Origin of the sequence: Shigella flexneri 2a str. 301 (genome assembly GCF_000006925.2) — a bacterium.
In the GTDB taxonomy this organism is placed as follows: Bacteria; Pseudomonadota; Gammaproteobacteria; order Enterobacterales; family Enterobacteriaceae; genus ECMA0423.
In genome coordinates this window covers 4,431,381-4,458,368 of record NC_004337.2, presented here as the reverse complement: position 1 = coordinate 4,458,368, position 26,988 = coordinate 4,431,381, and the positions used below count along the sequence as shown (strand labels likewise).

Sequence of the window (26,988 nt, the reverse complement as noted above, 5' to 3'; positions counted from 1 at the left end):
CCCTTCAGTTTGCCAAACGGCGCTATTTTGTGTTGAAAGACCCCGTAAGCGTGTATTTTTGTGAGCTGGTTCGCGTTATCACCGTGATATGACACTCACTTATAAACATAAATTAACATTAGATCTAAATCTTAGTATTCCATCCCGCGTATTGTTACCTAATATCGATGAGTCCCGATACAGATTCGTCGTATCATAGACTGACTAAAGGCCGTAGAGCCTGAACAACACAGACAGGTACAGGAAGAAAAAACATGGTAGATCAGGTAAAAGTCGTTGCCGATGATCAGGCTCCGGCTGAACAGTCGCTACGGCGCAATCTCACAAACCGACATGTTCAGCTTATTGCCATTGGAGGTGCCATTGGTACTGGGTTGTTTATGGGGTCCGGCAAAACGATTAGCCTTGCCGGGCCGTCGATCATTTTCGTTTATATGATCATTGGTTTTATGCTCTTTTTCGTGATGCGGGCAATGGGGGAATTGCTGCTTTCGAATCTGGAATACAAATCTTTTAGTGACTTCGCTTCCGATTTACTGGGGCCGTGGGCGGGATATTTCACCGGCTGGACTTACTGGTTCTGCTGGGTTGTAACCGGTATGGCAGACGTGGTGGCGATCACGGCTTATGCTCAGTTCTGGTTCCCCGATCTCTCCGACTGGGTCGCCTCGCTGGCGGTGATAGTGCTGCTGCTGACGCTCAACCTTGCCACCGTGAAAATGTTCGGTGAGATGGAGTTCTGGTTTGCGATGATCAAAATCGTCGCCATCGTGTCGCTGATTGTCGTCGGCCTGGTCATGGTGGCGATGCACTTTCAGTCACCGACCGGTGTGGAAGCGTCATTCGCGCATTTGTGGAATGACGGCGGCTGGTTCCCGAAAGGTTTAAGTGGCTTCTTTGCCGGATTCCAGATAGCGGTTTTCGCTTTCGTGGGGATTGAGCTGGTAGGTACAACAGCTGCGGAAACCAAAGATCCGGAGAAATCACTGCCACGCGCGATTAACTCCATTCCGATCCGTATCATTATGTTCTACGTCTTCGCGCTGATTGTGATTATGTCCGTGACACCGTGGAGTTCGGTAGTCCCGGAGAAAAGCCCGTTCGTTGAGCTGTTTGTGTTGGTAGGTTTGCCTGCGGCTGCCAGCGTGATCAACTTTGTGGTGCTGACCTCTGCGGCGTCTTCCGCTAACAGCGGTGTCTTCTCTACCAGCCGTATGCTGTTTGGTCTGGCGCAGGAAGGTGTTGCGCCGAAAGCGTTCGCTAAACTTTCTAAGCGCGCAGTACCCGCGAAAGGGTTGACCTTCTCGTGTATCTGTCTGCTCGGCGGCGTGGTGATGTTGTATGTGAATCCTAGCGTGATTGGCGCGTTCACGATGATTACAACCGTTTCCGCGATTCTGTTTATGTTCGTCTGGACGATTATCCTTTGCTCTTACCTGGTGTACCGCAAACAGCGTCCTCATCTGCATGAAAAGTCGATCTACAAGATGCCGCTCGGCAAGCTGATGTGCTGGGTATGTATGGCGTTCTTTGTGTTCGTGGTCGTGTTGCTGACACTGGAAGATGACACTCGCCAGGCGCTGCTGGTTACCCCGCTGTGGTTTATCGCGCTGGGGTTGGGCTGGCTGTTTATTGGTAAGAAGCGGGCTGCTGAACTGCGGAAATAACCGCATTATCATGCTGGATGGCGCAATGCCATCCAGCTTTTAGATCACTCACCCGCTAGGGCGCGTGGGAACAGTACATTGTTTTCCAGACTGATGTGATCCATCAGGTCATCAATCAGTTCATTAATGCCGTTATACATCGCTTTCCAGGTGGTGCAGGCTTCTGGCGGCGGTGTGACGTTATTGGTAGTGTGTTTGATCACTTCCAGCAGTTCGCCCGCTTCATCGTGCTCGCTTTCCATTACGCTGATTGGCCCCATTGCCTGGCTGCCCATGCCTTGTTTGATCATCGGGAAGAGGATCTGCTCTTCTTTCATCATGTGGCTGGAAAGCTCTTCATGCAGCATGGTCAGGTATTTTGTCAGCCCTTTTGGCACGCTCGGTTTGTCGGCGTGAACGCGCTCGACTTTAGTCGCTTGCAGGATCAGCTCCGGCAGCTGCTCGCGGTGACGATCGTGGTAGCGCACGATGATATGGTCAATGATTTCTGCCAGCGGGGCGCTACGCCAGTCTTTCTCAATCGGTTGTTCAGCAAGCTTTGCCAGTTCAGCTTCAATGACCTCAACATCCAGTTCTTTACGTGCCGCCGCGCGCGCCAGCGTCTGCTTACCGCCACAGCAGTAATCCATATCATATTTACGAAACAGAGCCGAAGCGCGAGGGATAGAGAGCGCCAGTTCACCTAAAGGTTGGTCGCGATAAGCCATAGCTGATACCTCATTCTTAATAAGATAAGATGTATTTTAAATACACCTTTAAGGCAAAAGCTATAACCCTTACGTAGCAGAGGCTTATTTAACTCACTGCCAGCATGTCAACTTTCTGAGACAGATTCAGTTAAAGGTTTTTCTGGTTTTGCTCTGACCGCGATGACCACGCCAATCACTAACAGCGCGATACCGCTCAGCGTCATTAGCGGCGGCATTTGCTGGCGGAGTAAAAAGGTGTACAGCAAACCTGCCAGCGTTTCGAAAACAATCAGCGGCCCGAGAATCACTGTCGGTAATCGCTGGCTGGCGACGTTCCAGCAGAGTGCGCCAACCCATGAGCAAAGCACGGCTATCGCAACCATCAGACTAATAAACACCAGCGGACGGGGGCCAAAAGGTAAGGAGAAGTCCGGCGTTTGTATATTCAGCCAGTAACAGGCGACGAGATAGCCGATGAGAGAAACCGGCAGCGTGACCAGCGCCTGCGCCGTCGCCCACATCATCGGATGTTTGTCGGGATTTTCCCGCAGCCAGCGGGCGTTGCGCAGGGCATACCATGCCCAGCAGACCACGGAAACTAACGCTAGCACGATGCCAGAGGTATAACGTGCCCAGTCAAAATCGGGGAGTCCGTGGTTTAACTCAGCAATATTCACACTCGCCAGGCCGATGCCAATACAAATCAGTGCCGGGGCGAGTTTTCCCCACGCGAGTTTGCCGTCGCGCTGGCTATAAAGCAGATTGGCAAAGACAGGAATCACCACCGGCAGGGTGCCGATAATCATCGTGGAAACAGGCGCGCCAGTACGTTGAATGGCACTGGCAAGGCAGAAGTAATAAATGAGGTTGCCCATCATAGTGAGCATCAAGGCGGTAAGCCAGTCCCGACGCGCCAACTGACGCAGACGCACGCGTCGCAGCCAGGCAATGGGTAGCGCAATTAACCCTAACGCCAGATAACGCCCCATCGACTGCAACATCGCCGGGTATTCCGGCACGATCAACGGCCCGACAAAAATAAGCCCCCACATCAACCCTGCTAACAGGGCGTACAGCACGCCGCTAATCATTACTGGCATCCATTGGTCTGTCAGAAGAAACGTTCAGGAAGCAGACATGATTGCTCCCGGCATCCCGTCATTATCAGAGAGGATGCGGGAGGATGCCACTTTAATTAACTAGTTATTAACATTAAAAAGATGGCTTACGCTTTCGGCTAACGTTGTCGTTGGGCAGCCAATCAATTTGCTAAGCGTTTTGCTGTTATCAAACAGACCACCTTTCGATGCGCCAACGTCAGAATCCGCCAGCATATCCGCCAGTCCGTCGGGCAGTCCGACGCTTTTCAGTGCCGCGGCGAAATCGGCTTCGCTCAGATTTTGATAGGTAACCTGTTTGCCGCTCTGTTTGGTCAGCTCTGCCGCTAACTGTGTCAACGTCCAGGCACTATCGCCCGCCAGTTCGTAAACCTTGCCTTCGTGACCGGCTTCGCTAATCACGCGTGCCGCAGCTGTCGCATAATCTGCCCGCGTTGCTGAGGCGATTTTGCCATCGCCCGCCGCACCGATAAATACGCCGTGTTCCAGTGCTGCCGGGGCGCTGGCGAGGTAGTTTTCGCTGTACCAGCCGTTGCGCAGCAGGGTGTAAACGATGCCAGAATCAGCCAGCATTTTCTCCGTCTCGATGTGCTCATCGGCGAGGCCGAGCGGGGAGGTATCTGCATGTAGCAGGCTGGTATAAGCGATAAATTTCACGCCAGCCGCCTTTGCGGCATTAATAACATTACGATGCTGCGGGGCACGTTGACCCACTTCGCTGGAAGAGATCAGCAGTAGTTTTTCCACTCCCTGAAGTGCAGATGTCAGTGCGGCTTCATCGCTGTAGTCAGCCTGACGCACGGTAATGCCTTGTGCTGCCAGGGCCTGGGCTTTTGCCGGATTACGAACGATAGCCACTATTTGGCTGGCAGGAACCGTTTTCATCAAGGATTCAATAATATAGTGACCAAGTTGGCCAGTGGCACCAGTAATAGCGATCATGGGAAGTCTCCATCGTTTTGTCTTGTGTTTAAATACGCTAACACCTAAACTTACTTTTAGTAAGTACGTGCAAAAAGGTAAGTATGAAATGAGTCAGGTTAGCCTGTCACAACAACTGAAAGAGGGTAATCTCTTTGCGGAACAGTGCCCGTCGCGCGAGGTGTTGAAACACGTCACCAGCCGTTGGGGGGTGTTGATTCTGGTGGCGCTACGCGAAGGTACTCATCGCTTTAGCGACCTGCGGCGCAAAATCGGTGGGGTGAGTGAAAAGATGCTTGCGCAGTCGTTACAGGCGTTAGAACAGGATGGTTTTCTTAACCGTATCGCGTATCCGGTGGTGCCGCCGCATGTGGAATATAGCCTCACGCCGCTGGGCGAGCAGGTGAGCGAAAAGGTTGCTGCACTGGCGGACTGGATTGAGTTGAATTTGCCCGAGGTGTTGGCGGTGCGGGATGAACGTGCGGCATAACTGCCGGATGCGCTGCGCTTATCCGGTCTACGGTTCATGGCTTGTAGGGTGGATAAGATACGGCAGCATCGCATCCGCCAATAAATGCCGGATGCGGTTGATTTATAGGCCGAAAAAGAAGTGTTTTACTTACTCAAATCCACCTGATAAATCGCAAACCCGATATCATCGGTCGCGACTTTATTCATCGGATACTGCCCTTTCTCTTTAATAAACGCTGCGGCTTTATCTGACGGGGAAGTTTCGAAACGGATATCCAGTTTCTTATCGGCAGCTATCGGTGCTAAACGCCAGTTGTTATCTGCCGCCGGATGAATTTCCCCCGCACGTTTCGACTCATCAGCAATCCACGCTGCCAGCACCGAGCGGTTCTCATCCGGTGAAGCAAAAGCGATATGGCTGTCGCCCGTACCGGCAAATTTGCCGCCGTAAGCGCGATAGTTATTGGTGGCAACCAGGAACATAGCGTTCGGATCAATCGGCTTGCCATTAAAGGTCAGGTTCTTAATCCGCTCTGCATTGGCATTAATCATCTGGCACTCGCCGTCATAGCGGGCGGGTTGGGTAACATCAATCTGATAATTCACACCATCAATAACATCAAAGTTATAAGTGCGGAAACCATCCCAGTTGATGAGTGACTGTGGTTTCGTGCTGTTAGGAGCAATCTGGTTAAACTGTCCGGCGGAGCACTCCAGCCACTCTTTCACCTCTTTACCGCTGGCTTTCACTACAATCAGCGTATTGGGGTAGAGATAAAGATCGGCGGCATTACGGAAGGTCAACTGGCCTTTTTCCACCTCCACATAGCTTGCCGGGTCATTTTTGCGACCACCAACTTTAAACGGTGCGGCAGCTGAAAGCACCGGCAGTTTTGCCAGATCCGGATCGCCCTGAATGTAATGTTCGACATACGCTTTTTGCGCGTTGTTCACGACTTGCACGGTCGGATCGTCCTGCACCAGCGCCAGATAGCTATACATATTGTCGGCAGATTTACCGATTGGCTTGCTGACGAACTGGCGTGTGGCATCGTGATCGGCTTTGAGTGTTTCTACCAGCTTGCTGTCTTCCGCCGCGAGGGATTTTTTATTGGCGATGTCGTAAATCGGCCGTGCTTCCGCTTTCGCCTGCGTCACCTGCCATTTACCGCTGTCATTACTGAGTTGTAAGTCGACCACCCCAAGATGATCGCCCCACATGCCCGGCATTACCGCCGGAACACCATTCAGCGTGCCTTTGGTGATATCAGCCCCTTCGATATCAGCAAAATCTTTACCCGGGAAAACGGCGTGAGCATGGCCAAACATAATGGCGTTAACGCCCGGAATTTCACTGAGGTAATAAACTGAGTTTTCCGCCATTACTTTATACGGATCGGCAGACAGCCCGGAATGCGCCAGAACGACAATGACATCGGCACCTTTCTCGCGCATTTCAGGCACGTATTTGCGCACGGTTTCGGTAATATCATTCACCGTCACTTTTCCGGATAAATTAGCTTTATCCCAGCCCATGATTTGCGGCGGCACGACGCCAATATAGCCAATCTTCAGCGTCTGTTTTTTTCCGTCTTTATCGACCACTTCGGTATCTTTAATTAAATACGGTGTAAACATTGGCTGTTTGGTTCTGGCGTCAATGACGTTGGCATTTACATAAGGGAATTTCGCTCCCGCCAGCGCATTTTTCAGGTAATCCAGACCGTAGTTAAATTCATGATTGCCGAGTGTACCGACCGTATAATCCAGCGTATTCAGCGCCTTATAAACCGGATGAACATCACCTGCTTTTAATCCTTTCGCCGACATGTAATCGGCCAGCGGACTCCCCTGAATCAAATCGCCGTTATCGACCAGTACGCTGTTTTTCACTTCATTGCGGGCATCGTTAATCAGGCTTGCCGTACGTACCAGTCCGAATTTTTCCGTGGCGGTGTCTTTGTAATAATCGAAATCCATCATGTTGCTATGCAGATCAGTGGTTTCCATGATACGCAGATCGACCGTCGCTGCATTCACACTGGCGGCAATCAGCGTGGCCAGGAGCGTTGCGCTAAACTTAATCATCAGGGACATCCTTTTATCATCGGGAATACGAAAGAAAAGGGAGAATAAACGCCTTACTTATAGAACAGTGAAGAATGCCACAATTTTACGCTTTGAAAATGATGACACTATCACAGTTGGCGCATTCATTAACGATAGGGTATAAGTAAAACAATAAGTTAACACCGCTCACAGAGACGAGGTGGAGAAATGTTAGATCAAGTATGCCAGCTTGCACGGAATGCAGGCGATGCCATTATGCAGGTCTACGACGGGACGAAACCGATGGACGTCGTCAGCAAAGCGGACAATTCTCCGGTAACGGCAGCGGATATTGCCGCTCACACCGTTATCATGGACGGTTTACGTACGCTGGCACCGGATATTCCGGTCCTTTCTGAAGAAGATCCTCCCGGTTGGGAAGTCCGTCAGCACTGGCAGCGTTACTGGCTGGTAGACCCGCTGGATGGTACTAAAGAGTTTATTAAACGTAATGGCGAATTCACCGTTAACATTGCGCTCATTGACCATGGCAAACCGATTTTAGGTGTGGTGTATGCGCCGGTAATGAACGTAATGTACAGCGCGGCAGAAGGCAAGGCCTGGAAAGAAGAGTGCGGTGTGCGCAAGCTGATTCAGGTCCGCGATGCGCGCCCGCCGCTGGTGGTTATCAGCCGTTCCCATGCAGATGCGGAGCTGAAAGAGTATCTGCAACAGCTTGGCGAACATCAGACCACGTCCATCGGCTCTTCGCTGAAATTCTGCCTGGTGGCGGAAGGACAGGCGCAGCTGTACCCGCGCTTCGGACCAACGAATATTTGGGACACCGCCGCCGGACATGCTGTGGCTGCAGCTGCCGGAGCGCACGTTCACGACTGGCAGGGTAAACCGCTGGATTACACTCCGCGCGAGTCGTTCCTGAATCCGGGGTTCAGAGTGTCCATTTACTAAATTCAGATGGCAGAAACAGTGTATTTCCTGATTCTGCCATCCTGATTTATCCCAACCTAAAAAGTTATAAATAAAAAGAGATTGTATTTAAAGTGCAAAAATTCAATTGCTAGTAAGTTACATTTTAATAATGAGCGTTTTTTGATAGTTTACTTCTATAATGAGATATTTAATGGCGACATAAAATAACCAAATAAAATAAGGTAGCCATATGTTACCCAGGATCAGACACAATAATTTTATTGGTGCGGTGGAGTTATTTGTAAAGTCATCGCATACAAAAACACATTCAAACGATTTTTTTAATAATATTCAGCATGCATTTAAGAAAAAAGATTGGGTTTCGAATTATGATAGTCTGTTAACTTTGCGGGAGTCCTTTCGTTGCGCAACACAGATTGATAAAAATAGTTATCAAGTGCTTTCATCAAAAAATGAAACTGTTAATGCCATGGATAATTTTCTTATCAGTTTCAGCCTTAAAGATAACGGTGCTGAATATACAATAACATTGCGAGGCAGTGGGTTTGAATACGAAGAAATTCCCATAACAATAAATGAGTATAACTCATTCATGGATTTCAAAAACCGCGAGTTTCCGTTAGAACAAAACAGAAGATTGTATGCCTGTGATATTTTGCAGAAAAAACAGTCTGACATACCAAAAAGGATTAAAGGTTATATTCGCCAGGCGTTTGGTGACGTATCTTTCGGTTATGCCTTATTGGAGGATGTAGTAAGCAAATTAAAACGGGGTAAATTTGAACTCCAAATACCAGGCGGTGGAATTAAAGAATGCGATGGATGGTATATTTACGAAAAAATAATTGATGATAATTTTGCCATAGTCATAGAATCTTTGGGCTTTGCGCTTAAAATCTATGGAGGGGATGAACGTTTTCGTAATGGTTCCTCTGTTGTTTTGGAGGATGAAGATTACTCTCTTATTTATAATTTTCTGGTTAATGCAGGTTGCCAACAAGTCGAATTAGCCGAACAAGTGGATGCGATAGTAAGTGCGAATCTGGCCGCAGATAGTAATATTACCAAAGAAAAGATTTGCGAGAAATATAAATCGACCATTGAGGCGTTTAAAAAAGAGCAACTAGCGTTACCAGTATTAGTTCGGTGTAAGAACTCAGAGACTTAATTCCCCTATCCCATAGATAACGATAGGGGAAAATTATTTTTCCAGAATTTATGTTATTGCCATTATTTGAGCAACTTTTGCAGCAGGTCCATCACTTGCTGCACCTCTTCCGGTGTGAGCGCCCCGTCTTTGGCCCATTGCACGCGACCGTCTTTATCCAGCACCACTACAGCGGAACTTTCTTCATCCAGCTGCCAGGCACCGCGCGCGACGCCATTGCTATCGACAATAAACTGCGACCAGGGATAAAGCTTTTTATTACTCTCCAGACTGCTGCGCACAAACATGCCGGAACCCGGAATCGCGTCGTCGGTGTTAACAATGGTGGTGGTCTGGTAACGATCGTGCGGTAACTTCGCTGATTTAATCGCTTCAATCAGCGTCGCGTTTTTCTCTTTTGCAGAGGTGCGACCAGCAATATGTTGCAGTACTCGCACTTTTCCCACTAACTGCGCGCTGTTCCAGGTTTTGTAGCTAAACTGATCTTTATCAAGCACCAACTCGCCCCGATCGGTAATGCCAATCGGCGGCACTCGCTGACCGATTTCGAACTGATGTGCGGAAGCCATCATCGGCAACAGCAGGCAGGTGAGTGCCAGAATCTTGCGTAGGGTCATGGTGTTTCCTTCTTATGATATGCAGGTGATCCGACCACTTGGGTCTGAGTTTTAATCATATGTGCTATTTATCGAATTTCCCGCAAGTGTGATGCCAGTTTGCGGTCAAGCGCACAAATCATATGAAAAATGAATGCTTATACTGAAGACCGCGCTTCGGTAAAAAGATAATTCTGAATAATTGTAACCTTTAGGTAAAAAAAGTTATACGCGGTGGAAACATTGCCCGGATAGTCTATAGTCACTAAGCATTAAAATTTGCGCCTCATAATAGTTGGGCCGATTGTGGCACCGCACAGGCGTAATACTCAGCAGGAGATAACAATGAAAATTTTCCAACGGTACAACCCACTTCAGGTGGCGAAGTACGTAAAGATCCTGTTCCGTGGACGGTTATACATCAAGGACATTGGCGCTTTTGAATTTGATAAGGGTAAGATTCTTATCCCAAAAGTGAAGGATAAGCTGCATTTGTCAGTGATGTCCGAAGTTAACCGTCAGGTTATGCGTCTGCAAACAGAGATGGCTTAACCAAAGTGCTATGCAGTAATAAGACGGCTCCTGATTCAGGAGCCGTTGATGTTTCTGGGGGTTACGCGACGCTTTCTTCTTTATCTTTAGCGTCAGGCAGTTTTGGCGAAAGGGCGGTGGCCTTGCTGTCGATCCGGGTCACCAGCAGCTGGTCGATGCGGTAGTTATCGATATCCACCACTTCAAATTTGTAGCCGGCGAATTTCACCGAATCGGTGCGTTTCGGGATCTTACGCAGCATAAACATCATAAAGCCGCCGATGGTTTCGTAGTTGCCCGACTGCGGGAACTCGTCAATATCCAGCACGCGCATGACGTCGTCAATTGGGGTGCCGCCGTCAATCAGCCATGAGTTCTCATCACGGGCGACAATCTGCTCTTCCAGCCCCTGACCGACCAGATCGCCCATCAGCGTGGTCATCACGTCGTTGAGGGTGATGATCCCCACCACCAGCGCGTACTCGTTCATGATCACCGCGAAGTCTTCACCTGCGGTTTTAAAACTTTCCAACGCCTCTGAAAGGGTTAACGTATCCGGCACAATCAGCGTGTTGCGAATTTGTACGCCGCTGTTCAGTGCCAGGCTTTGGTTAGCCAGCACGCGGTTCAGCAGGTCTTTAGAATCGACATAACCGATGATGTGGTCAATATCTTCATTACAGACGAGGAACTTAGAGTGCGGATGTTCCGCCACCTTATTCTTCAGGCTTTGCTCATCTTCGTGGAGATCAAACCAAATCACGTTTTCACGCGGTGTCATTGAAGACGGAACGGTACGGGATTCCAGCTCAAAGACGTTTTCAATCAGCTCGTGTTCCTGTTTACGTAACACGCCCGCCAGCGCACCGGCTTCCACTACCGCGTAGATGTCATCAGAAGTGATGTCATCTTTACGTACCATTGGCAGTTTGAAAATACGGAAGATCATGTTCGCCAGGCCGTTGAAGAACCACACCAGCGGGGTGCAAACGTACAGGCAGAAGCGCATCGGGTTGATGATACGCAAAGCCACCGCTTCTGGCGCAATCATACCGATGCGTTTCGGGGTTAAATCCGCAAACAGGATAAACATGCCAGTCACTAACGAGAAAGAGAGAATAAAGCTCAGTTGCTCAGAGAGCTCTGCCGACATATAGCGGGAGAACAGGCTGTGAAAAGCTGGAGAAAATGCCGCATCACCGACGATACCGCCGAGAATCGCCACTGCGTTCAGACCGATTTGGACCACGGTAAAGAACATGCCGGGATTTTCCTGCATATTCAGAACGCGTTGGGCATTTATATTGCCTTCATCAGCCAGCAGTTTAAGTTTGATTTTGCGTGAGGCGGCAAGCGAGATCTCGGACATCGAGAAGAACGCACTTACAGCGATCAAGCAGAGTATGACTAAAATACTGTTTAACATATCTTATCCGACCTTTCAGGCCAGACCCTCGGAAGGGAAAGTTGATTAATTTGTGTGAAATACACATTGAAAGCCGATTCGAAGAAAGTGAACCGGCATTTTCAGTGGCTAGTATAGCGTAAGGTACTGTAAAGTCGCCAGAGGGTTAAAATTCAGACTGCTGATAAATGCAATACTGCCTGATGCGCTATGCCGATCAGGCCTACGCAGTCCTTGCAATATATTGAATTTGGGCGATTTTGTAGGCCTGGTAAGTCGTTTAAGCCGCATCAGGCATAGACAAAGAGCACTTTATCAACAAACTACATTTGTACCCGTAACGCTATGCTTCCGGCGGCAGACAGACGCCAATTCCGCCAATTCCACAATAACCATATGGGTTTTTATGCAGATATTGCTGGTGGTCATCTTCGGCATAATAAAACGGTGTGGCGTTAGCGATTTCCGTGGTGATGTGACGATCGTCATCGGCGGCAAGCATCGCCGCCTGAAAACGTTCCAGACTGGCGCGAGCTGCGGCATCCTGTTCTGGGGTCAGCGGATAAATCGCTGAACGATACTGCGTGCCGTGGTCATTGCCCTGACGCATTCCCTGGGCGGGATCGTGATTCTCCCAAAATACCTGTAGCAACTGCTCATAGCTGATGACGGAAGGATCGTAAACAATGCGTACCGCTTCGGCATGACCCGTATCACCGGAGCACACTTCCCGATAAGTCGGATTTGGCGTATAGCCGCCGGTATAGCCTGCGGCGGTGCTGTAAACGCCGGGTAACTGCCAGAACAGACGCTCCACACCCCAGAAACAACCCATCGCAAAAATGGCAATCTCCATTCCGTCAGGTACATTGGTCATTGAGTGACCGTTGACCGCATGCAGCGTGGCTACGGGCATCGGGGTGTTACGTCCAGGCAGGGCATCGGCGGGGGAAACCAGATGCTTTTTATCAAATAAACTCATGGTGTCGCTCTCCCGAAAATCGGTCATTGGGGTTAAGGTTGTAACAAGAGGCGTATTTGCACACAATAACCACCGTGAATAGGTCTAAAGTAAAACATAAGAAATATTTGGGGTTTAGTCTGCTTTTTAATCCATATTACTGGATTTTTGTTAAGCCGTTTAACGGCGTTCCAGGGGCAGGAAAAAAGGATATTCAGGAGAAAATGTGCGCTATATCCGACAGTTATGCTGTGTAAGCTTACTCTGCTTAAGCGGATCTGCCGTCGCCGCGAACGTCCGTCTACAGGTCGAGGGGTTATCGGGACAGCTGGAAAAGAACGTTCGTGCGCAGCTTTCTACGATTGAAAGTGATGAAGTGACGCCAGACCGTCGCTTTCGCGCACGCGTCGATGATGCCATCCGTGAAGGTCTGAAAGCGCTGGGTTATTACCAGCCGACCATTGAATTTGATCTCCGTCCACCGCCAAAGAAAGGGCGGCAGGTATTGATCGCCAAAGTCACGCCAGGTGTGCCGGTGTTAATTGGCGGCACCGATGTGGTATTGCGCGGCGGCGCGCGGACCGATAAAGACTATTTGAAATTGCTCGATACTCGCCCGGCTATTGGTACGGTACTGAACCAGGGCGATTATGAAAATTTCAAAAAGTCCTTAACCAGTATTGCGTTGCGTAAAGGTTATTTCGATAGCGAATTTACCAAAGCGCAGCTGGGCATTGCGCTCGGCCTGCATAAAGCCTTCTGGGATATTGATTATAACAGTGGCGAACGTTACCGCTTTGGGCATGTGACCTTTGAAGGATCACAAATCCGCGATGAATACCTGCAAAATCTGGTGCCGTTTAAAGAGGGCGATGAGTATGAATCGAAAGATCTGGCGGAACTGAACCGCCGACTTTCTGCTACCGGCTGGTTTAACTCGGTGGTGGTGGCTCCACAATTTGATAAAGCGCGCGAAACGAAAGTATTACCATTGACGGGCGTGGTTTCGCCGCGAACAGAAAACACCATCGAAACCGGGGTCGGTTACTCTACGGACGTGGGACCGCGCGTGAAAGCGACGTGGAAAAAGCCGTGGATGAACTCATACGGTCACAGTTTGACCACCAGTACCAGTATTTCCGCGCCGGAACAGACCCTCGACTTCAGCTATAAAATGCCGCTGCTGAAGAATCCACTGGAACAATATTATTTGGTGCAGGGCGGTTTTAAGCGCACTGACCTGAACGATACCGAATCTGACTCCACTACGCTGGTGGCTTCTCGCTACTGGGATCTCTCCAGCGGCTGGCAGCGTGCCATTAACCTGCGCTGGAGCCTCGACCACTTTACCCAGGGTGAAATTACCAACACCACGATGCTGTTTTATCCTGGGGTGATGATTAGCCGCACGCGTTCTCGTGGTGGCCTGATGCCAACCTGGGGAGACTCGCAACGCTACTCTATCGACTACTCCAACACGGCCTGGGGTTCAGATGTCGATTTCTCCGTTTTCCAGGCGCAGCACGTCTGGATCCGCACACTGTACGATCGCCATCGCTTTGTGACACGCGGCACGCTGGGCTGGATTGAAACCGGTGATTTCGACAAAGTACCGCCGGATCTGCGTTTCTTCGTCGGGGGCGATCGCAGTATTCGCGGCTACAAATACAAATCTATCGCCCCGAAATACGCCAACGGTGACCTGAAAGGGGCCTCGAAGTTGATAACCGGATCGCTGGAATACCAGTACAACGTGACCGGAAAATGGTGGGGCGCGGTGTTTGTCGATAGTGGCGAAGCGGTAAGCGATATTCGCCGCAGCGACTTTAAAACCGGTACCGGGGTCGGCGTACGCTGGGAATCGCCGGTCGGGCCAATCAAACTCGATTTTGCCGTACCGGTCGCGGATAAAGACGAACACGGGTTACAGTTTTACATCGGTCTGGGGCCAGAATTATGAGTTTATGGAAAAAAATCAGCCTCGGCGTGGTTATCGTTATCTTACTGTTGCTGGGATCGGTGGCGTTTCTGGTGGGCACCACCAGCGGCCTGCATCTTGTATTTAAAGCGGCGGATCGCTGGGTGCCAGGACTGGATATTGGCAAGGTCACCGGCGGCTGGCGCGATCTCACCTTGTCTGACGTTCGTTATGAGCAGCTAGGCGTGGCGGTAAAAGCGGGTAATCTGCATCTGGGGGTCGGTCTTGAGTGCCTGTGGAACAGTAGCGTTTGTATTAATGACCTGGCGCTGAAAGACATTCAGGTCAACATCGACAGTAAAAAAATGCCTCCTTCTGAACAGGTTGAAGAAGAGGAAGATAGCGGTCCGCTGGATCTCTCCACGCCGTATCCCATCACCCTGACACGGGTGGCGCTGGACAACGTCAACATCAAGATTGATGACACCACGGTGTCGGTGATGGACTTCACCTCCGGCCTGAACTGGCAGGAGAAAACCCTGACCCTGAAACCGACGTCGCTGAAAGGCCTGCTGATTGCTCTGCCGAAAGTGGTGGAAGTGGCGCAGGAAGAAGTGGTCGAACCGAAAATTGAAAATCCGCAGCCGGAGGAAAAGCCGCTCGGCGAAACGCTGAAAGATCTCTTTTCTCGCCCGGTATTGCCGGAAATGACCGACGTGCATTTGCCGCTTAACCTGAACATTGAAGAGTTTAAGGGCGAGCAGCTGCGCGTGACGGGCGACACGGACATCACCGTGCGCACCATGCTGCTGAAAGTGAGCAGCATTGACGGCAATACTAAACTGGACGCCCTGGATATCGATTCCAACCAGGGGATCGTCAACGCCAGCGGCACGGCGCAGCTGTCAGACAACTGGCCGGTGGATATCACCCTCAACAGCACACTGAACGTGGAGCCGTTGAAAGGTGAAAAGGTGAAGCTGAAAGTGGGCGGCGCGCTGCGCGAACAGCTGGAGATAGGCGTTAACCTTTCCGGTCCGGTGGATATGGATTTACGCGCCCAGACGCGACTGGCGGAAGCCGGATTGCCACTCAACGTGGAAGTGAACAGCAAACAGCTTTACTGGCCGTTCACTGGTGAGAAGCAGTATCAGGCGGATGATCTGAAACTGAAACTTACCGGCAAAATGACCGATTACACGCTCTCTATGCGTACGGCAGTGAAGGGACAGGAGATCCCGCCAGCCACCATTACCCTTGATGCCAAAGGTAATGAACAGCAGGTCAATCTCGACAAACTCACCGTCGCGGCGCTGGAAGGGAAAACTGAACTCAAGGCGTTGCTCGACTGGCAGCAGGCCATTAGTTGGCGCGGTGAGCTAACGCTTAATGGCATTAACACCGCCAAAGAGTTCCCGGAGTGGCCGTCGAAACTCAATGGCTTGATTAAAACCCGCGGTAGCCTGTACGGCGGCACCTGGCAGATGGAGGTGCCAGAACTGAAGCTGACCGGTAACGTCAAACAGAACAAAGTGAACGTTGACGGCACGCTGAAAGGCAACAGTTATATGCAGTGGATGATCCCTGGGCTTCATCTGGAACTCGGGCCAAACAGTGCCGAAGTGAAAGGCGAGCTGGGGGTAAAAGATCTCAATCTTGATGCCACCATCAACGCGCCGGGGCTGGATAACGCGCTGCCGGGGCTTGGCGGTACAGCGAAAGGGCTGGTGAAAGTACGCGGCACGGTGGAAGCGCCACAACTACTGGCAGATATCACCGCGCGCGGCCTGCGCTGGCAGGAACTTTCCGTGGCGCAGGTTCGCGTGGAAGGCGACATTAAATCCACCGATCAGATCGCCGGGAAACTCGACGTACGCGTTGAGCAAATTTCGCAGCCGGATGTAAATATCAACCTCGTCACCCTGAATGCCAAAGGCAGCGAAAAGCAGCACGAGCTACAGTTGCGGATTCAGGGCGAGCCTGTCTCCGGGCAGCTTAATCTGGCAGGAAGTTTTGATCGCAAAGAAGAACGCTGGAAGGGAACTCTTAGCAATACCCGCTTCCAGACGCCGGTCGGCCCGTGGTCGCTGACCCGCGATATTGCGCTGGATTACCGCAATAAGGAGCAAAAAATCAGCATCGGGCCACACTGCTGGCTTAACCCGAATGCGGAACTGTGCGTGCCGCAAACTATCGATGCGGGGGCCGAAGGGCGTGCGGTGGTGAATCTCAACCGCTTCGACCTCGCCATGCTGAAACCGTTTATGCCAGAAACCACTCAGGCCAGCGGTATCTTCACGGGTAAAGCGGATGTTGCCTGGGACACCACGAAAGAGGGGCTGCCGCAGGGCAGTATCACCCTTTCGGGGCGTAACGTGCAGGTAACGCAAACCGTCAACGATGCGGCGCTGCCGGTGGCGTTTCAGACACTGAATCTGACGGCGGAATTGCGTAACAACCGTGCCGAATTGGGCTGGACCATCCGCCTGACCAATAACGGCCAGTTTGATGGACAGGTGCAGGTGACCGATCCGCAAGGCCGCCGTAATCTTGGTGGCAACGTCAATATCCGTAACTTCAACCTTGCGATGATAAACCCCATCTTTACCCGTGGGGAAAAAGCAGCGGGGATGGTGAGTGCCAACTTGCGTCTGGGTGGTGATGTGCAAAGCCCGCAGTTGTTTGGTCAGCTTCAGGTTACGGGTGTGGATATCGACGGCAACTTTATGCCGTTTGATATGCAGCCGAGCCAGCTTGCGGTCAACTTTAACGGTATGCGCTCGACGCTTGCCGGTACAGTACGGACCCAGCAGGGTGAAATCTACCTGAACGGTGATGCCGACTGGAGCCAAATTGAAAACTGGCGGGCACGAGTAACGGCGAAAGGCAGTAAAGTGCGGATCACCGTGCCGCCGATGGTACGAATGGATGTATCGCCAGATGTTGTATTCGAGGCTACACCAAACCTGTTTACCCTCGATGGTCGCGTGGATGTCCCGTGGGCGCGCATCGTGGTGCACGATCTGCCGGAAAGCGCAGTAGGCGTCTCCAGCGATGTGGTGATGCTTAACGATAACCTGCAACCGGAAGAGCCGAAAACGGCGTCGATTCCGATTAACAGTAACCTGATTGTCCACGTTGGCAACAATGTGCGCATTGACGCCTTTGGCCTGAAAGCGCGGCTGACGGGCGATCTTAACGTCGTACAGGACAAACAAGGGCTGGGCCTGAACGGGCAGATCAACATCCCTGAAGGGCGCTTCCATGCCTATGGTCAGGATCTGATTGTGCGTAAGGGTGAGTTACTGTTCTCTGGTCCGCCGGATCAACCGTATCTTAATATTGAAGCTATTCGTAACCCGGATGCTACAGAAGACGATGTAATCGCCGGAGTTCGCGTCACTGGTCTGGCGGACGAACCGAAAGCGGAGATCTTCTCTGACCCGGCGATGTCGCAACAAGCTGCATTGTCTTATTTGCTACGTGGACAAGGGCTGGAGAGCGATCAGAGCGACAGTGCGGCAATGACCTCGATGCTGATTGGTCTGGGGGTTGCGCAAAGTGGCCAGATTGTGGGTAAAATCGGCGAGACGTTTGGCGTAAGCAATTTAGCGCTCGACACCCTGGGAGTAGGCGACTCCTCCCAGGTAGTGGTCAGCGGCTATGTATTGCCAGGTCTGCAAGTGAAATACGGCGTGGGTATATTTGACTCTATAGCAACACTCACGTTACGTTATCGCCTGATGCCTAAGCTATATCTGGAAGCCGTGTCTGGTGTAGACCAGGCACTGGATTTGCTCTATCAGTTCGAGTTTTAGCAATGCGAATATTTGTCTACGGCAGTTTACGCCACAAACAAGGCAACAGTCACTGGATGACCAATGCCCAGTTACTGGGCGATTTCAGTATCGATAACTACCAGTTGTATAGCCTGGGCCACTATCCAGGCGCAGTTCCGGGGAACGGAACGGTACACGGTGAAGTTTATCGTATTGACAACGCCACGCTGGCCGAACTTGATGCCTTGCGCACCAGGGGCGGTGAATACGCGCGCCAGTTGATTCAGACGCCGTATGGGAGTGCATGGATGTACGTTTATCAACGACCCGTCGATGGATTAAAGCTAATTGAAAGCGGCGACTGGTTAGACAGGGATAAGTAATAATAAAAGCACGCCTCCTTCGGGTGGCGTTGTTTTATGCGATGTATCTCGCGATTTTTTTTTGTAACTTTTCCATCTTTTGCTTTTCTCTCCGAGCCGCTTTCCATATCTGCAATCGCATAAAAAACTCTGCTGGCGTTCACAAATGTGCAGGGGTAAAACGGGGGCACGCTTTGAACGGTGAGTATGAGTGAGGTCGGCTAACTTCCAGCAAGTGGCTATGAACAGCAAAATGGTGGTCGGGTTTGCTTGTTCTTACCGTTCAAGCCTTGCAACCGCTGAGAATAATGATGGTGGAATAGAGAGTTTATTTATCGCGGGCATAAAAAAACCCTTACTAACCGAAGCCCGGCGTTCAGGGTTATTGCGCTAGAAGAACTTATTTATTCTTTGCGCGCTCGAAGGAAGCAACGATTTCAGCTTTAGCGGCTTCTGCGTTTTCCCAACCTTCAACTTTCACCCACTTGCCTTTTTCGAGGTCTTTGTAGTGCTCGAAGAAGTGAGCGATTTGCGCTTTCAGCAGTTCAGGCAGATCGTTTACGTCTTTAATGTGATCGTATTCTTTGCTCAGCTTGCTGTGCGGAACCGCAACCAGTTTCGCATCTTCACCGGCTTCGTCGGTCATTTTCAGAACGGCAACCGGACGGCAACGGATCACAGAACCAGGCTGCAGCGGGTACGGAGTCGGGACCAGTACGTCAACCGGGTCACCGTCCAGAGACAGGGTGTGGTTGATGTAACCGTAGTTGCACGGATAGAACATCGCGGTGGACATGAAGCGGTCAACGAACAGTGCGCCGCTCTCTTTGTCGATTTCGTATTTGATCGGATCTGCGTTAGCCGGGATCTCAATAACAACGTAGATGTCTTCCGGCAGATCTTTACCCGCAGGGACGTTGAGTAAGCTCATGTCTGTTTCCTTTAAAAATATGTGGCAAACAAGTGCCAAGTATTATAGCCAACTCGCGCCGAATGTCTTTGCTTGTTTTCGTCTTCATTTTCCTTTTTCGCCAGTTTTAAGACGGTATACAGAGCAGGAAAATCCATAACCGTAGCCGCATTTTTCATAGTGAGATGAAAGCGATTACAAACTTGTGATTAACGTTTTATTTACTTTTTTGAAGTGTGATGTAACGCAATCCGTTACATAACGAATTGTCTATAGTTTTTTCGCGAACATCTTTTCACCAATAATAATTACCCCGACGAGGACAACCCTATGTGGAAACGCTTACTTGTAGTCTCTGCAGTCTCGGCAGCCATGTCGTCTATGGCGTTGGCCGCTCCATTAACCGTAGGATTTTCGCAGGTCGGATCGGAATCCGGCTGGCGCGCCGCAGAAACCAATGTGGCGAAAAGTGAGGCCGAAAAACGCGGAATTACGTTGAAAATTGCCGATGGTCAGCAAAAGCAGGAAAACCAGATTAAAGCGGTACGTTCCTTCGTTGCATAAGGGGTGGATGCGATCTTTATCGCTCCAGTGGTTGCGACGGGTTGGGAACCGGTATTAAAAGAGGCGAAAGATGCCGAAATCCCGGTCTTCTTGCTCGACCGTTCCATCGATGTGAAAGACAAATCTCTCTATATGACCACCGTTACTGCCGACAACATCCTCGAAGGTAAGTTGATCGGTGACTGGCTGGTAAAAGAAGTGAATGGCAAACCATGCAACGTGGTGGAGCTGCAGGGCACCGTTGGGGCCAGCGTCGCCATTGACCGTAAGAAAGGCTTTGCCGAAGCCATTAAGAATGCGCCAAATATCAAAATTATCCGCTCGCAGTCAGGTGACTTCACCCGCAGTAAAGGCAAAGAAGTCATGGAGAGCTTTATCAAAGCGGAAAACAACGGCAAAAACATCTGCATGGTTTACGCCCATAACGACGACATGGTGATTGGTGCAATTCAGGCAATTAAAGAAGCGGGCCTGAAACCGGGCAAAGATATCCTCACGGGTTCCATTGACGGTGTACCGGACATCTACAAAGCGATGATGGATTGCGAAGCGAACGCCAGTGTTGAACTGACGCCGAACATGGCGGGACCCGCTTTCGATGCGCTGGAGAAATACAAAAAAGACGGCACCATGCCTGAAAAGCTGACGTTAACCAAATCCACCCTTTACCTGCCTGATACCGCAAAAGAAGAGTTAGAGAAGAAGAAAAATATGGGGTATTGAGGGTTGCTATGCCTGATGCCGATTCGTAGGCCGGATAAGGCGCTCGCGCCGCATCCGGCGATGGTGCACTGAAGCCTGATGCGACGCTTACCGCGTCTTATCATGCCTACTGGGAGCACGCTTTACACCGGGGGAAACCATGACGACCGACCAACACCAGGAGATCCTCCGCACCGAAGGATTAAGTAAATTTTTCCCCGGCGTCAAAGCGTTAGACAACGTTGATTTCAGCCTGCGCCGTGGCGAAATCATGGCGCTGCTTGGTGAAAACGGGGCGGGAAAATCAACGCTAATCAAAGCATTAACTGGTGTATACCACGCCGATCGCGGCACCATCTGGCTGGAAGGCCAGACTATCTCACCGAAAAATACCGCCCATGCACAACAACTCGGTATCGGCACCGTCTATCAGGAAGTCAACCTGCTACCCAATATGTCGGTTGCTGATAATCTATTCATAGGTCGCGAACCCAAACGTTTCGGCCTTCTACGCCGTAAAGAGATGGAAAAGCGCGCCACCGAACTGATGGCATCTTACGGTTTCTCCCTCGACGTGCGCGAACCGCTTAACCGTTTTTCGGTGGCGATGCAGCAAATCGTCGCCATTTGCCGGGCTATCGATCTCTCCGCCAAAGTGCTGATCCTCGATGAACCCACCGCCAGCCTCGACACCCAGGAAATGGAGCTATTATTTGGCCTGATGCGTCAGTTGCGCGATCGCGGCGTCAGCCTGATCTTTGTCACTCACTTTCTCGATCAGGTCTATCAGGTCAGCGATCGGATCACCGTCTTACGCAACGGCAGTTTCGTAGGCTGTCGGGAAACGCGCGAGCTACCGCAGATCGAACTGGTAAAAATGATGCTGGGGCGCGAGCTGGATACCCACGCGCTACAGCGTGCCGGGCGAACATTGTTGAGCGACAAACCCGTTGCCGCGTTCAAAAATTACGGCAAAAAAGGAACGATAGCACCGTTTGATCTCGAAGTGCGCCCCGGCGAGATCGTCGGTCTGGCTGGCTTGCTGGGATCCGGACGTACCGAAACCGCCGAAGTGATCTTCGGTATCAAACCTGCTGACAGCGGCACGGCGTTGATCAAAGGCAAACCGCAAACCCTGCGATCGCCACATCAGGCTTCAGTACTGGGCATCGGATTCTGCCCGGAAGACAGGAAAACCGATGGCATCATCGCCGCCGCCTCGGTGCGGGAAAATATCATCCTCGCTCTCCAGGCCCAGCGCGGCTGGCTACGACCCATTTCCCGCAAAGAGCAGCAAGAGATTGCCGAACGCTTTATCCGCCAGCTTGGCATTCGCACACCTTCAACTGAACAACCGATTGAATTTCTCTCCGGTGGCAATCAGCAAAAAGTGCTGCTTTCACGTTGGCTACTGACCCGACCGCAATTTCTGATCCTTGATGAGCTAACCCGTGGCATTGATGTTGGTGCCCACGCCGAGATCATCCGCCTGATTGAAACGCTGTGTGCTGACGGTCTGGCGCTGCTGGTGATCTCCTCCGAACTGGAAGAGCTGGTGGGCTATGCCGACCGGGTGATCATCATGCGCGATCGCAAACAGGTGGCGGAGATCCCGCTGGCACAGCTTTCCGTTCCGGCGATCATGAACGCCATTGCGGCGTAAGGAGAACAGTGTGATGCCTCAATCTCTCCCTGACACTACGCCGCCAAAAAGGCGTTTTCACTGGCCGACGGGGATGCCGCAGCTGGCGGCACTGTTGCTGGTGCTGCTGGTCGATAGCCTGGTAGCCCCGCATTTCTGGCAGGTGGTGCTTCAGGATGGGCGTTTGTTCGGTAGCCCTATCGACATTCTTAACCGTGCAGCTCCCGTTGCGTTACTGGCGATTGGTATTACGCTGGTGATCGCCACCGGTGGTATCGATCTCTCTGTGGGGGCGGTGATGGCTATCGCCGGAGCCACAACGGCTGCGATGACGGTCGCGGGATTCAGCCTGCCGATTGTTTTGTTAAGCGCCCTGGGCACCGGCATCCTGGCGGGATTGTGGAACGGCATACTGGTAGCGATCCTCAAAATTCAGCCGTTTGTCGCCACCCTGATCCTGATGGTCGCCGGGCGCGGCGTGGCGCAACTGATCACCGCCGGGCAGATCGTCACGTTTAACTCGCCGGATCTCTCATGGTTTGGCAGCGGATCGCTGTTGTTCCTGCCAACGCCGGTCATTATCGCGGTGCTGACGCTTCTCCTGTTCTGGCTGTTGACCCGCAAAACGGCGCTGGGGATGTTTATCGAAGTCGTTGGTATCAACATTCGGGCGGCAAAAAATGCCGGGGTAAACACGCGAATCATCGTCATGCTCACCTACGTGTTGAGCGGGCTATGTGCGGCGATTGCGGGCATTATCGTGGCGGCGGATATTCGCGGTGCCGATGCCAACAACGCCGGATTATGGCTGGAGCTGGACGCCATTCTCGCGGTGGTGATTGGCGGCGGATCGCTGATGGGCGGGCGCTTTAACCTGCTGCTCTCGGTAGTGGGGGCGCTGATTATTCAGGGGATGAACACCGGAATTTTGCTTTCGGGCTTTCCGCCGGAGATGAACCAGGTGGTGAAAGCGGTGGTGGTGCTTTGTGTGCTGATTGTTCAGTCGCAACGCTTTATCAGTCTGATTAAAGGAGTACGTAGCCATGATAAAACGTAACTTGCCGCTGATGATCACCATCGGCGTCTTTGTGCTGGGCTATCTCTACTGCCTGACCCAGTTTCCCGGTTTTGCTTCCACAAGGGTGATCTGCAATATCCTGACCGATAACGCCTTTCTTGGGATAATCGCCGTTGGCATGACCTTTGTGATCCTCTCTGGCGGTATCGATCTCTCCGTCGGTTCGGTGATCGCCTTTACTGGCGTGTTTCTGGCAAAAGTGGTTGGCGATTTCGGCCTCTCGCCGCTGCTGGCGTTTCCGCTAGTGCTGGTGATGGGCTGTGCCTTCGGCGCATTTATGGGGCTTCTGATCGACGCCCTGAAGATCCCGGCATTTATCATTACGCTTGCGGGGATGTTCTTTTTGCGCGGCGTCAGCTATCTCGTTTCGGAAGAGTCGATTCCGATAAACCATCCCATTTATGACACGCTCTCAAGCCTTGCGTGGAAAATCCCCGGCGGCGGTCGCCTTAGTGCGATGGGGCTGTTGATGCTGGCGGTGGTGGTTATCGGTATTTTCCTTGCGCATTGTACCCGTTTTGGCAATCAGGTGTACGCTATTGGCGGCAACGCGACGTCGGCGAACCTGATGGGGATTTCTACTCGCAGCACCACTATTCGCATTTATATGCTCTCCACCGGACTGGCAACACTGGCGGGGATTGTCTTCTCGATTTATACCCAAGCCGGATATGCACTGGCGGGCGTAGGTGTGGAACTGGACGCCATCGCGTCGGTGGTGATTGGCGGTACGTTGTTAAGTGGTGGCGTCGGGACGGTGCTTGGGACGCTTTTTGGCGTGGCAATTCAGGGACTGATCCAGACTTACATCAACTTTGACGGCACGCTGAGTTCCTAGTGGACGAAAATCGCCATCGGTATTTTGTTGTTTATTTTTATAGCATTACAGCGTGGGTTAACGGTGCTGTGGGAGAATCGTCAGAGTTCGCCAGTGACAAGAGTCAACATTGCGCAGCGATAAAAATGCCTCTCCGTGTGGATAATGCCGATCAGTTAAGGATCAGTTGACCGATCCAGTGGCTGTGTAAGAATCCGGAAACGCTCACTTGTTTCCGGATTTTTTTATGCACATTGGACAGGCTCTTGATCTGGTATCCCGTTACGATTCTCTGCGTAACCCACTGACTTCTCTGGGGGATTACCTCGCCCCCGAACTCATCTCTCGTTGCCTTGCCGAATCAGGTACTGTAACGCTACGCAAGCGCCGTCTTCCCCTCGAAATGATGGTCTGGTGTATTGTTGGCATGGTGCTTGAGCGTAAAGAACCTCTTCACCAGATTGTGAATCGCCTGGACATCATGCTGCCGGGCAATCGCCCCTTCGTTGCCCCCAGTGCCGTTATTCAGGCCCGCCAGCGCCTGGGAAGTGAGGCTGTCCGCCGCATGTTCACGAAAACAGCGCAGCTCTGGCATAACGCCACGCCGCATCCGCACTGGTGCGGCCTGACCCTGCTGGCCATCGATGGTGTGTTCTGGCGCACACCGGATACACCAGAGAACGATGCAGCCTTCCCCCGCCAGACACATGCCGGGAACCCGGCGCTCTACCCGCAGGTCAAAATGGTCTGCCAGATGGAACTGACCAGCCATCTGCTGACGGCTGCAGCCTTCGGCACGATGAAGAACAGCGAAAATGAGCTTGCTGAGCAACTTATAGGACAAACCGGCGATAACACTCTGACGTTAATGGATAAAGGTTATTACTCACTGGGACTGTTAAATGGCTGGAGCCTGGCGGGAGAACACCGCCACTGGATGATACCTCTCAGAAAGGGAGCGCAATATGAAGAGCTCAGAAAACTGGGTAAAGGCGATCATCTGGTGAAGCTGAAAACCAGCCCGCAGGCACGAAAAAAGTGGCCGGGACTGGGAAATGAAGTGACAGCCCGCCTGCTGACCGTGACGCGCAAAGGAAAAGTCTGCCATCTGCTGACGTCGATGACGGACGCCATGCGCTTCCCCGGAGGAGAAATGGCGGATCTGTACAGTAATCGCTGGGAAATCGAACTGGGATACAGGGAGATAAAACAGACGATGCAACTGAGCAGGCTGACGCTGAGAAGTAAAAAGCCGGAGCTTGTGGAGCAAGAGCTGTGGGGTGTCTTACTGGCTTATAATCTGGTGAGATATCAGATGATTAAAATGGCGGAACATCTGAAAGGTTACTGGCCGAATCAACTGAGTTTCTCAGAATCATGCGGAATGGTGATGAGAATGCTGATGACATTGCAGGGCGCTTCACCGGGACGTATACCGGAGCTGATGAGCGATCTTGCAAGTATGGGACAACTTGTGAAATTACCGACGAGAAGGGGAAGGGCCTTCCCGAGAGTGGTAAAGGAGAGGCCCTGGAAATACCCCACAGCCCCGAAAAAGAGCCAGTCAGTTGCTTAACTGACTGGCATTACTCTCCGTGTGGAGAGGCGCAGGAGATTACGCGTCCGGGAACTCACGGATAAAGCGTTCGACATCTTCAACCATATGGTCGTTGCCGACAAAGAACGAACGGCGCTGGTGCAGAGTTTCCGGGATGATATCCAGAATACGCTCTTTGCCATCGCTCGCTTTACCGCCCGCTTGTTCCGCCAGGAATGCCATCGGGTTGCACTCATAAAGCAAACGCAGTTTGCCGTCCGGGTGGCTGGCGGTGCTTGGGTAGAGATAAATACCGCCTTTCAGCAGGTTACGGTGGAAATCCGCAACCAGTGAACCGATATAACGCGAGGTATACGGGCGATTGGTGGATTTATCTTCTTCCTGGCAGAATTTAATGTACTTCTTCACCCCGTTCGGAAACTTAATGTAGTTTCCTTCGTTGATGGAGTAGGTTTTGCCTTTCTCCGGGAAGCGCATCCGTTCCTGGCACAGGCAGAAAACGCCCAGCGAAGGATCGTAAGTAAAGGCGTGAACACCGCATCCGGTGGTGTAAACCAGCATGGTAGAGGAGCCGTATACCACGTAACCTGCCGCAACCTGTTTGTTACCAGGCTGGAGGAAATCTTCTTCCGTTACCGGCGTGCCAACAGGCGTAACGCGGCGGTAGATGGAGAAAATGGTACCGACAGAGACGTTAACATCGATGTTGGACGAGCCATCCAGGGGGTCCATCAGCACCACGTATTTTGCGTGTTCACAGCCTTCAAAGACGACAATCTCATCTTCTTCTTCAGAGGCAATCCCCGCAACGATATCGCGTGCTTTCAGTGCGGCTTTCAGTTTTTCATTAGCGAACAAGTCGAGTTTTTGCTGAACCTCGCCCTGCACGTTCTCAGCACCGCTGGCACCCAGGATATCAACCAGTCCTGCTTTGTTGATATCGCGATGGATAATCTTGGCGCCCAGTTTTATTGCCGACAGCAAAGCAGTGAGCTCACCGGTAGCATGAGAAAACTCGTGCTGCTTTTCGACAATAAATTCACCTAACGTTTTCATAAAACTTTCCCTGCAATGTTTATGGAGTAAAGCGACCGCAACAATCTTAACAAATAATCTCAATGTTGCGCTCAG

The 26,988-nt window shown here is 51.5% G+C and carries 20 protein-coding genes, 2 pseudogenes and 1 other annotated feature; of the genes and pseudogenes, 13 read left to right on the top strand and 9 right to left on the bottom strand.

Annotated elements, in window-relative coordinates:
* Positions 1 to 254: 254 nt before the first annotated feature.
* A complete protein-coding gene (gene cycA, locus SF4278; protein NP_709989.1) occupies positions 255 to 1,667 on the top strand; it encodes a D-alanine/D-serine/glycine permease in 1,413 nt (470 codons plus the stop codon).
* 44 nt (positions 1,668 to 1,711) lie between these two features.
* Here the strand turns inward: cycA and ytfE are convergent, their stop codons facing one another.
* From ytfE to ytfG, 3 genes are all read right to left on the bottom strand, one after another.
* On the bottom strand, positions 1,712 to 2,374 hold the full coding sequence (ytfE, locus tag SF4277) for an iron-sulfur cluster repair di-iron protein (protein ID NP_709988.1): 663 nt from the start codon (positions 2,372 to 2,374) through the stop codon (positions 1,712 to 1,714).
* 107 nt (positions 2,375 to 2,481) lie between these two features.
* Positions 2,482 to 3,447, bottom strand: coding sequence for a transmembrane subunit (gene ytfF, locus SF4276; protein ID NP_709987.2), 966 nt, complete (start codon positions 3,445 to 3,447; stop codon positions 2,482 to 2,484).
* A 108-nt stretch (positions 3,448 to 3,555) separates the two neighbouring features.
* Positions 3,556 to 4,416: an oxidoreductase gene (gene ytfG / locus SF4274; RefSeq protein NP_709986.1), complete on the bottom strand. Its 861-nt coding sequence runs from the start codon at positions 4,414 to 4,416 to the stop codon at positions 3,556 to 3,558.
* Between ytfG and ytfH the strand changes: the two genes are divergently transcribed.
* On the top strand, positions 4,415 to 4,885 hold the full coding sequence (gene ytfH / locus SF4275) for a hypothetical protein (protein ID NP_709985.2): 471 nt from the start codon (positions 4,415 to 4,417) through the stop codon (positions 4,883 to 4,885). The two genes, ytfG and ytfH, sit on opposite strands and share 2 nt — an antisense overlap.
* A 125-nt stretch (positions 4,886 to 5,010) precedes the next feature.
* Here the strand turns inward: ytfH and cpdB are convergent, their stop codons facing one another.
* A complete protein-coding gene (cpdB, locus tag SF4273) occupies positions 5,011 to 6,954 on the bottom strand; it encodes a bifunctional 2',3'-cyclic nucleotide 2'-phosphodiesterase/3'-nucleotidase (protein ID NP_709984.2) in 1,944 nt (647 codons plus the stop codon).
* Positions 6,955 to 7,143: 189 nt separating this feature from the next.
* Between cpdB and cysQ the strand changes: the two genes are divergently transcribed.
* Positions 7,144 to 7,884, top strand: a complete 741-nt coding sequence (gene cysQ / locus SF4272; RefSeq protein ID NP_709983.1) for a 3'(2'),5'-bisphosphate nucleotidase CysQ — start codon at positions 7,144 to 7,146, stop codon at positions 7,882 to 7,884.
* A 211-nt stretch (positions 7,885 to 8,095) separates the two neighbouring features.
* Positions 8,096 to 9,034, top strand: coding sequence for a hypothetical protein (ytfI, locus tag SF4271; protein ID NP_709982.1), 939 nt, complete (start codon positions 8,096 to 8,098; stop codon positions 9,032 to 9,034).
* Positions 9,035 to 9,096: 62 nt separating this feature from the next.
* Here the strand turns inward: ytfI and ytfJ are convergent, their stop codons facing one another.
* Positions 9,097 to 9,651: a hypothetical protein gene (gene ytfJ, locus SF4270; protein ID NP_709981.1), complete on the bottom strand. Its 555-nt coding sequence runs from the start codon at positions 9,649 to 9,651 to the stop codon at positions 9,097 to 9,099.
* A 258-nt stretch (positions 9,652 to 9,909) separates the two neighbouring features.
* On the opposite strand from ytfJ, the gene SF4269a reads away from it, so the two are divergent.
* Positions 9,910 to 10,182, top strand: coding sequence for a hypothetical protein (locus SF4269a; protein ID YP_008439296.1), 273 nt, complete (start codon positions 9,910 to 9,912; stop codon positions 10,180 to 10,182).
* 61 nt (positions 10,183 to 10,243) lie between these two features.
* Here SF4269a and ytfL read toward each other — a convergent pair whose 3' ends face one another.
* Both ytfL and msrA read right to left on the bottom strand, forming a co-directional pair.
* Positions 10,244 to 11,587: a transporter gene (ytfL, locus tag SF4269; RefSeq protein NP_709980.1), complete on the bottom strand. Its 1,344-nt coding sequence runs from the start codon at positions 11,585 to 11,587 to the stop codon at positions 10,244 to 10,246.
* A gap of 322 nt (positions 11,588 to 11,909) precedes the next feature.
* Positions 11,910 to 12,548, bottom strand: coding sequence for a methionine sulfoxide reductase A (msrA, locus tag SF4268; protein ID NP_709979.2), 639 nt, complete (start codon positions 12,546 to 12,548; stop codon positions 11,910 to 11,912).
* A 205-nt stretch (positions 12,549 to 12,753) separates the two neighbouring features.
* Between msrA and ytfM the strand changes: the two genes are divergently transcribed.
* From ytfM to ytfP, 3 genes are read left to right on the top strand one after another with little or no spacing between them, the layout of a single operon-like run.
* Complete coding sequence (gene ytfM, locus SF4267) at positions 12,754 to 14,487, top strand: hypothetical protein (RefSeq protein NP_709978.1); 1,734 nt, start codon at positions 12,754 to 12,756, stop codon at positions 14,485 to 14,487.
* Complete coding sequence (gene ytfN / locus SF4266) at positions 14,484 to 18,263, top strand: hypothetical protein (protein NP_709977.1); 3,780 nt, start codon at positions 14,484 to 14,486, stop codon at positions 18,261 to 18,263. The genes ytfM and ytfN overlap by 4 nt, the downstream gene beginning before the upstream one ends.
* Positions 18,264 to 18,265: 2 nt before the next feature.
* On the top strand, positions 18,266 to 18,607 hold the full coding sequence (gene ytfP / locus SF4265) for a hypothetical protein (protein NP_709976.1): 342 nt from the start codon (positions 18,266 to 18,268) through the stop codon (positions 18,605 to 18,607).
* A 379-nt stretch (positions 18,608 to 18,986) separates the two neighbouring features.
* Here ytfP and ppa read toward each other — a convergent pair whose 3' ends face one another.
* Complete coding sequence (gene ppa / locus SF4264; RefSeq protein NP_709975.2) at positions 18,987 to 19,517, bottom strand: inorganic pyrophosphatase; 531 nt, start codon at positions 19,515 to 19,517, stop codon at positions 18,987 to 18,989.
* Between the two features lie 309 nt (positions 19,518 to 19,826).
* Between ppa and SF4263 the strand changes: the two are divergent.
* The 5 genes and pseudogenes from SF4263 to SF4259 all read left to right on the top strand — a co-directional run bounded on the left by SF4263 (position 19,827) and on the right by SF4259 (position 25,875).
* Positions 19,827 to 20,783: pseudogene (locus SF4263) on the top strand.
* Between the two features lie 139 nt (positions 20,784 to 20,922).
* Positions 20,923 to 22,425 carry an ABC transporter ATP-binding protein gene (gene ytfR / locus SF4262; RefSeq protein ID NP_709973.1) on the top strand — a complete coding sequence of 501 codons (1,503 nt, stop codon included), beginning with the start codon at positions 20,923 to 20,925 and terminating at the stop codon, positions 22,423 to 22,425.
* 10 nt (positions 22,426 to 22,435) lie between these two features.
* Entirely contained in the window at positions 22,436 to 23,461 is a 1,026-nt protein-coding gene (ytfT, locus tag SF4261; protein NP_709972.2) for a transport system permease, read from the top strand.
* Positions 23,448 to 24,443 (top strand): annotated as a pseudogene (locus SF4260). Before ytfT ends, SF4260 begins: the two are co-directional and overlap by 14 nt.
* Before the next feature lie 19 nt (positions 24,444 to 24,462).
* Positions 24,463 to 25,889: a mobile genetic element, on the top strand.
* Entirely contained in the window at positions 24,529 to 25,875 is a 1,347-nt protein-coding gene (locus SF4259) for an insertion sequence IS4 transposase InsG (RefSeq protein ID NP_709970.1), read from the top strand. (Overlaps the previous feature by 1,347 nt.)
* Before the next feature lie 25 nt (positions 25,890 to 25,914).
* Here the strand turns inward: SF4259 and fbp are convergent.
* Positions 25,915 to 26,913, bottom strand: a complete 999-nt coding sequence (gene fbp / locus SF4258; RefSeq protein NP_709969.2) for a fructose-1,6-bisphosphatase — start codon at positions 26,911 to 26,913, stop codon at positions 25,915 to 25,917.
* Positions 26,914 to 26,988 lie beyond the last annotated feature (75 nt).

What these genes read in the sequence shown, in the direction of transcription:
- cycA (NP_709989.1), top strand. Translation starts at nt 255, where the DNA reads ATGGTAGATCAGGTAAAAGTCGTTGCCGATGATCAGGCTCCGGCTGAA.
- ytfE (NP_709988.1), bottom strand. Translation starts at nt 2,374, where the DNA reads ATGGCTTATCGCGACCAACCTTTAGGTGAACTGGCGCTCTCTATCCCT.
- ytfF (NP_709987.2), bottom strand. Translation starts at nt 3,447, where the DNA reads ATGATTAGCGGCGTGCTGTACGCCCTGTTAGCAGGGTTGATGTGGGGG.
- ytfH (NP_709985.2), top strand. Translation starts at nt 4,415, where the DNA reads ATGGGAAGTCTCCATCGTTTTGTCTTGTGTTTAAATACGCTAACACCT.
- ytfG (NP_709986.1), bottom strand. Translation starts at nt 4,416, where the DNA reads ATGATCGCTATTACTGGTGCCACTGGCCAACTTGGTCACTATATTATT.
- cpdB (NP_709984.2), bottom strand. Translation starts at nt 6,954, where the DNA reads ATGATTAAGTTTAGCGCAACGCTCCTGGCCACGCTGATTGCCGCCAGT.
- cysQ (NP_709983.1), top strand. Translation starts at nt 7,144, where the DNA reads ATGTTAGATCAAGTATGCCAGCTTGCACGGAATGCAGGCGATGCCATT.
- ytfI (NP_709982.1), top strand. Translation starts at nt 8,096, where the DNA reads ATGTTACCCAGGATCAGACACAATAATTTTATTGGTGCGGTGGAGTTA.
- ytfJ (NP_709981.1), bottom strand. Translation starts at nt 9,651, where the DNA reads ATGACCCTACGCAAGATTCTGGCACTCACCTGCCTGCTGTTGCCGATG.
- ytfL (NP_709980.1), bottom strand. Translation starts at nt 11,587, where the DNA reads ATGTTAAACAGTATTTTAGTCATACTCTGCTTGATCGCTGTAAGTGCG.
- msrA (NP_709979.2), bottom strand. Translation starts at nt 12,548, where the DNA reads ATGAGTTTATTTGATAAAAAGCATCTGGTTTCCCCCGCCGATGCCCTG.
- ytfN (NP_709977.1), top strand. Translation starts at nt 14,484, where the DNA reads ATGAGTTTATGGAAAAAAATCAGCCTCGGCGTGGTTATCGTTATCTTA.
- ytfP (NP_709976.1), top strand. Translation starts at nt 18,266, where the DNA reads ATGCGAATATTTGTCTACGGCAGTTTACGCCACAAACAAGGCAACAGT.
- ppa (NP_709975.2), bottom strand. Translation starts at nt 19,517, where the DNA reads ATGAGCTTACTCAACGTCCCTGCGGGTAAAGATCTGCCGGAAGACATC.
- ytfR (NP_709973.1), top strand. Translation starts at nt 20,923, where the DNA reads ATGACGACCGACCAACACCAGGAGATCCTCCGCACCGAAGGATTAAGT.
- fbp (NP_709969.2), bottom strand. Translation starts at nt 26,913, where the DNA reads ATGAAAACGTTAGGTGAATTTATTGTCGAAAAGCAGCACGAGTTTTCT.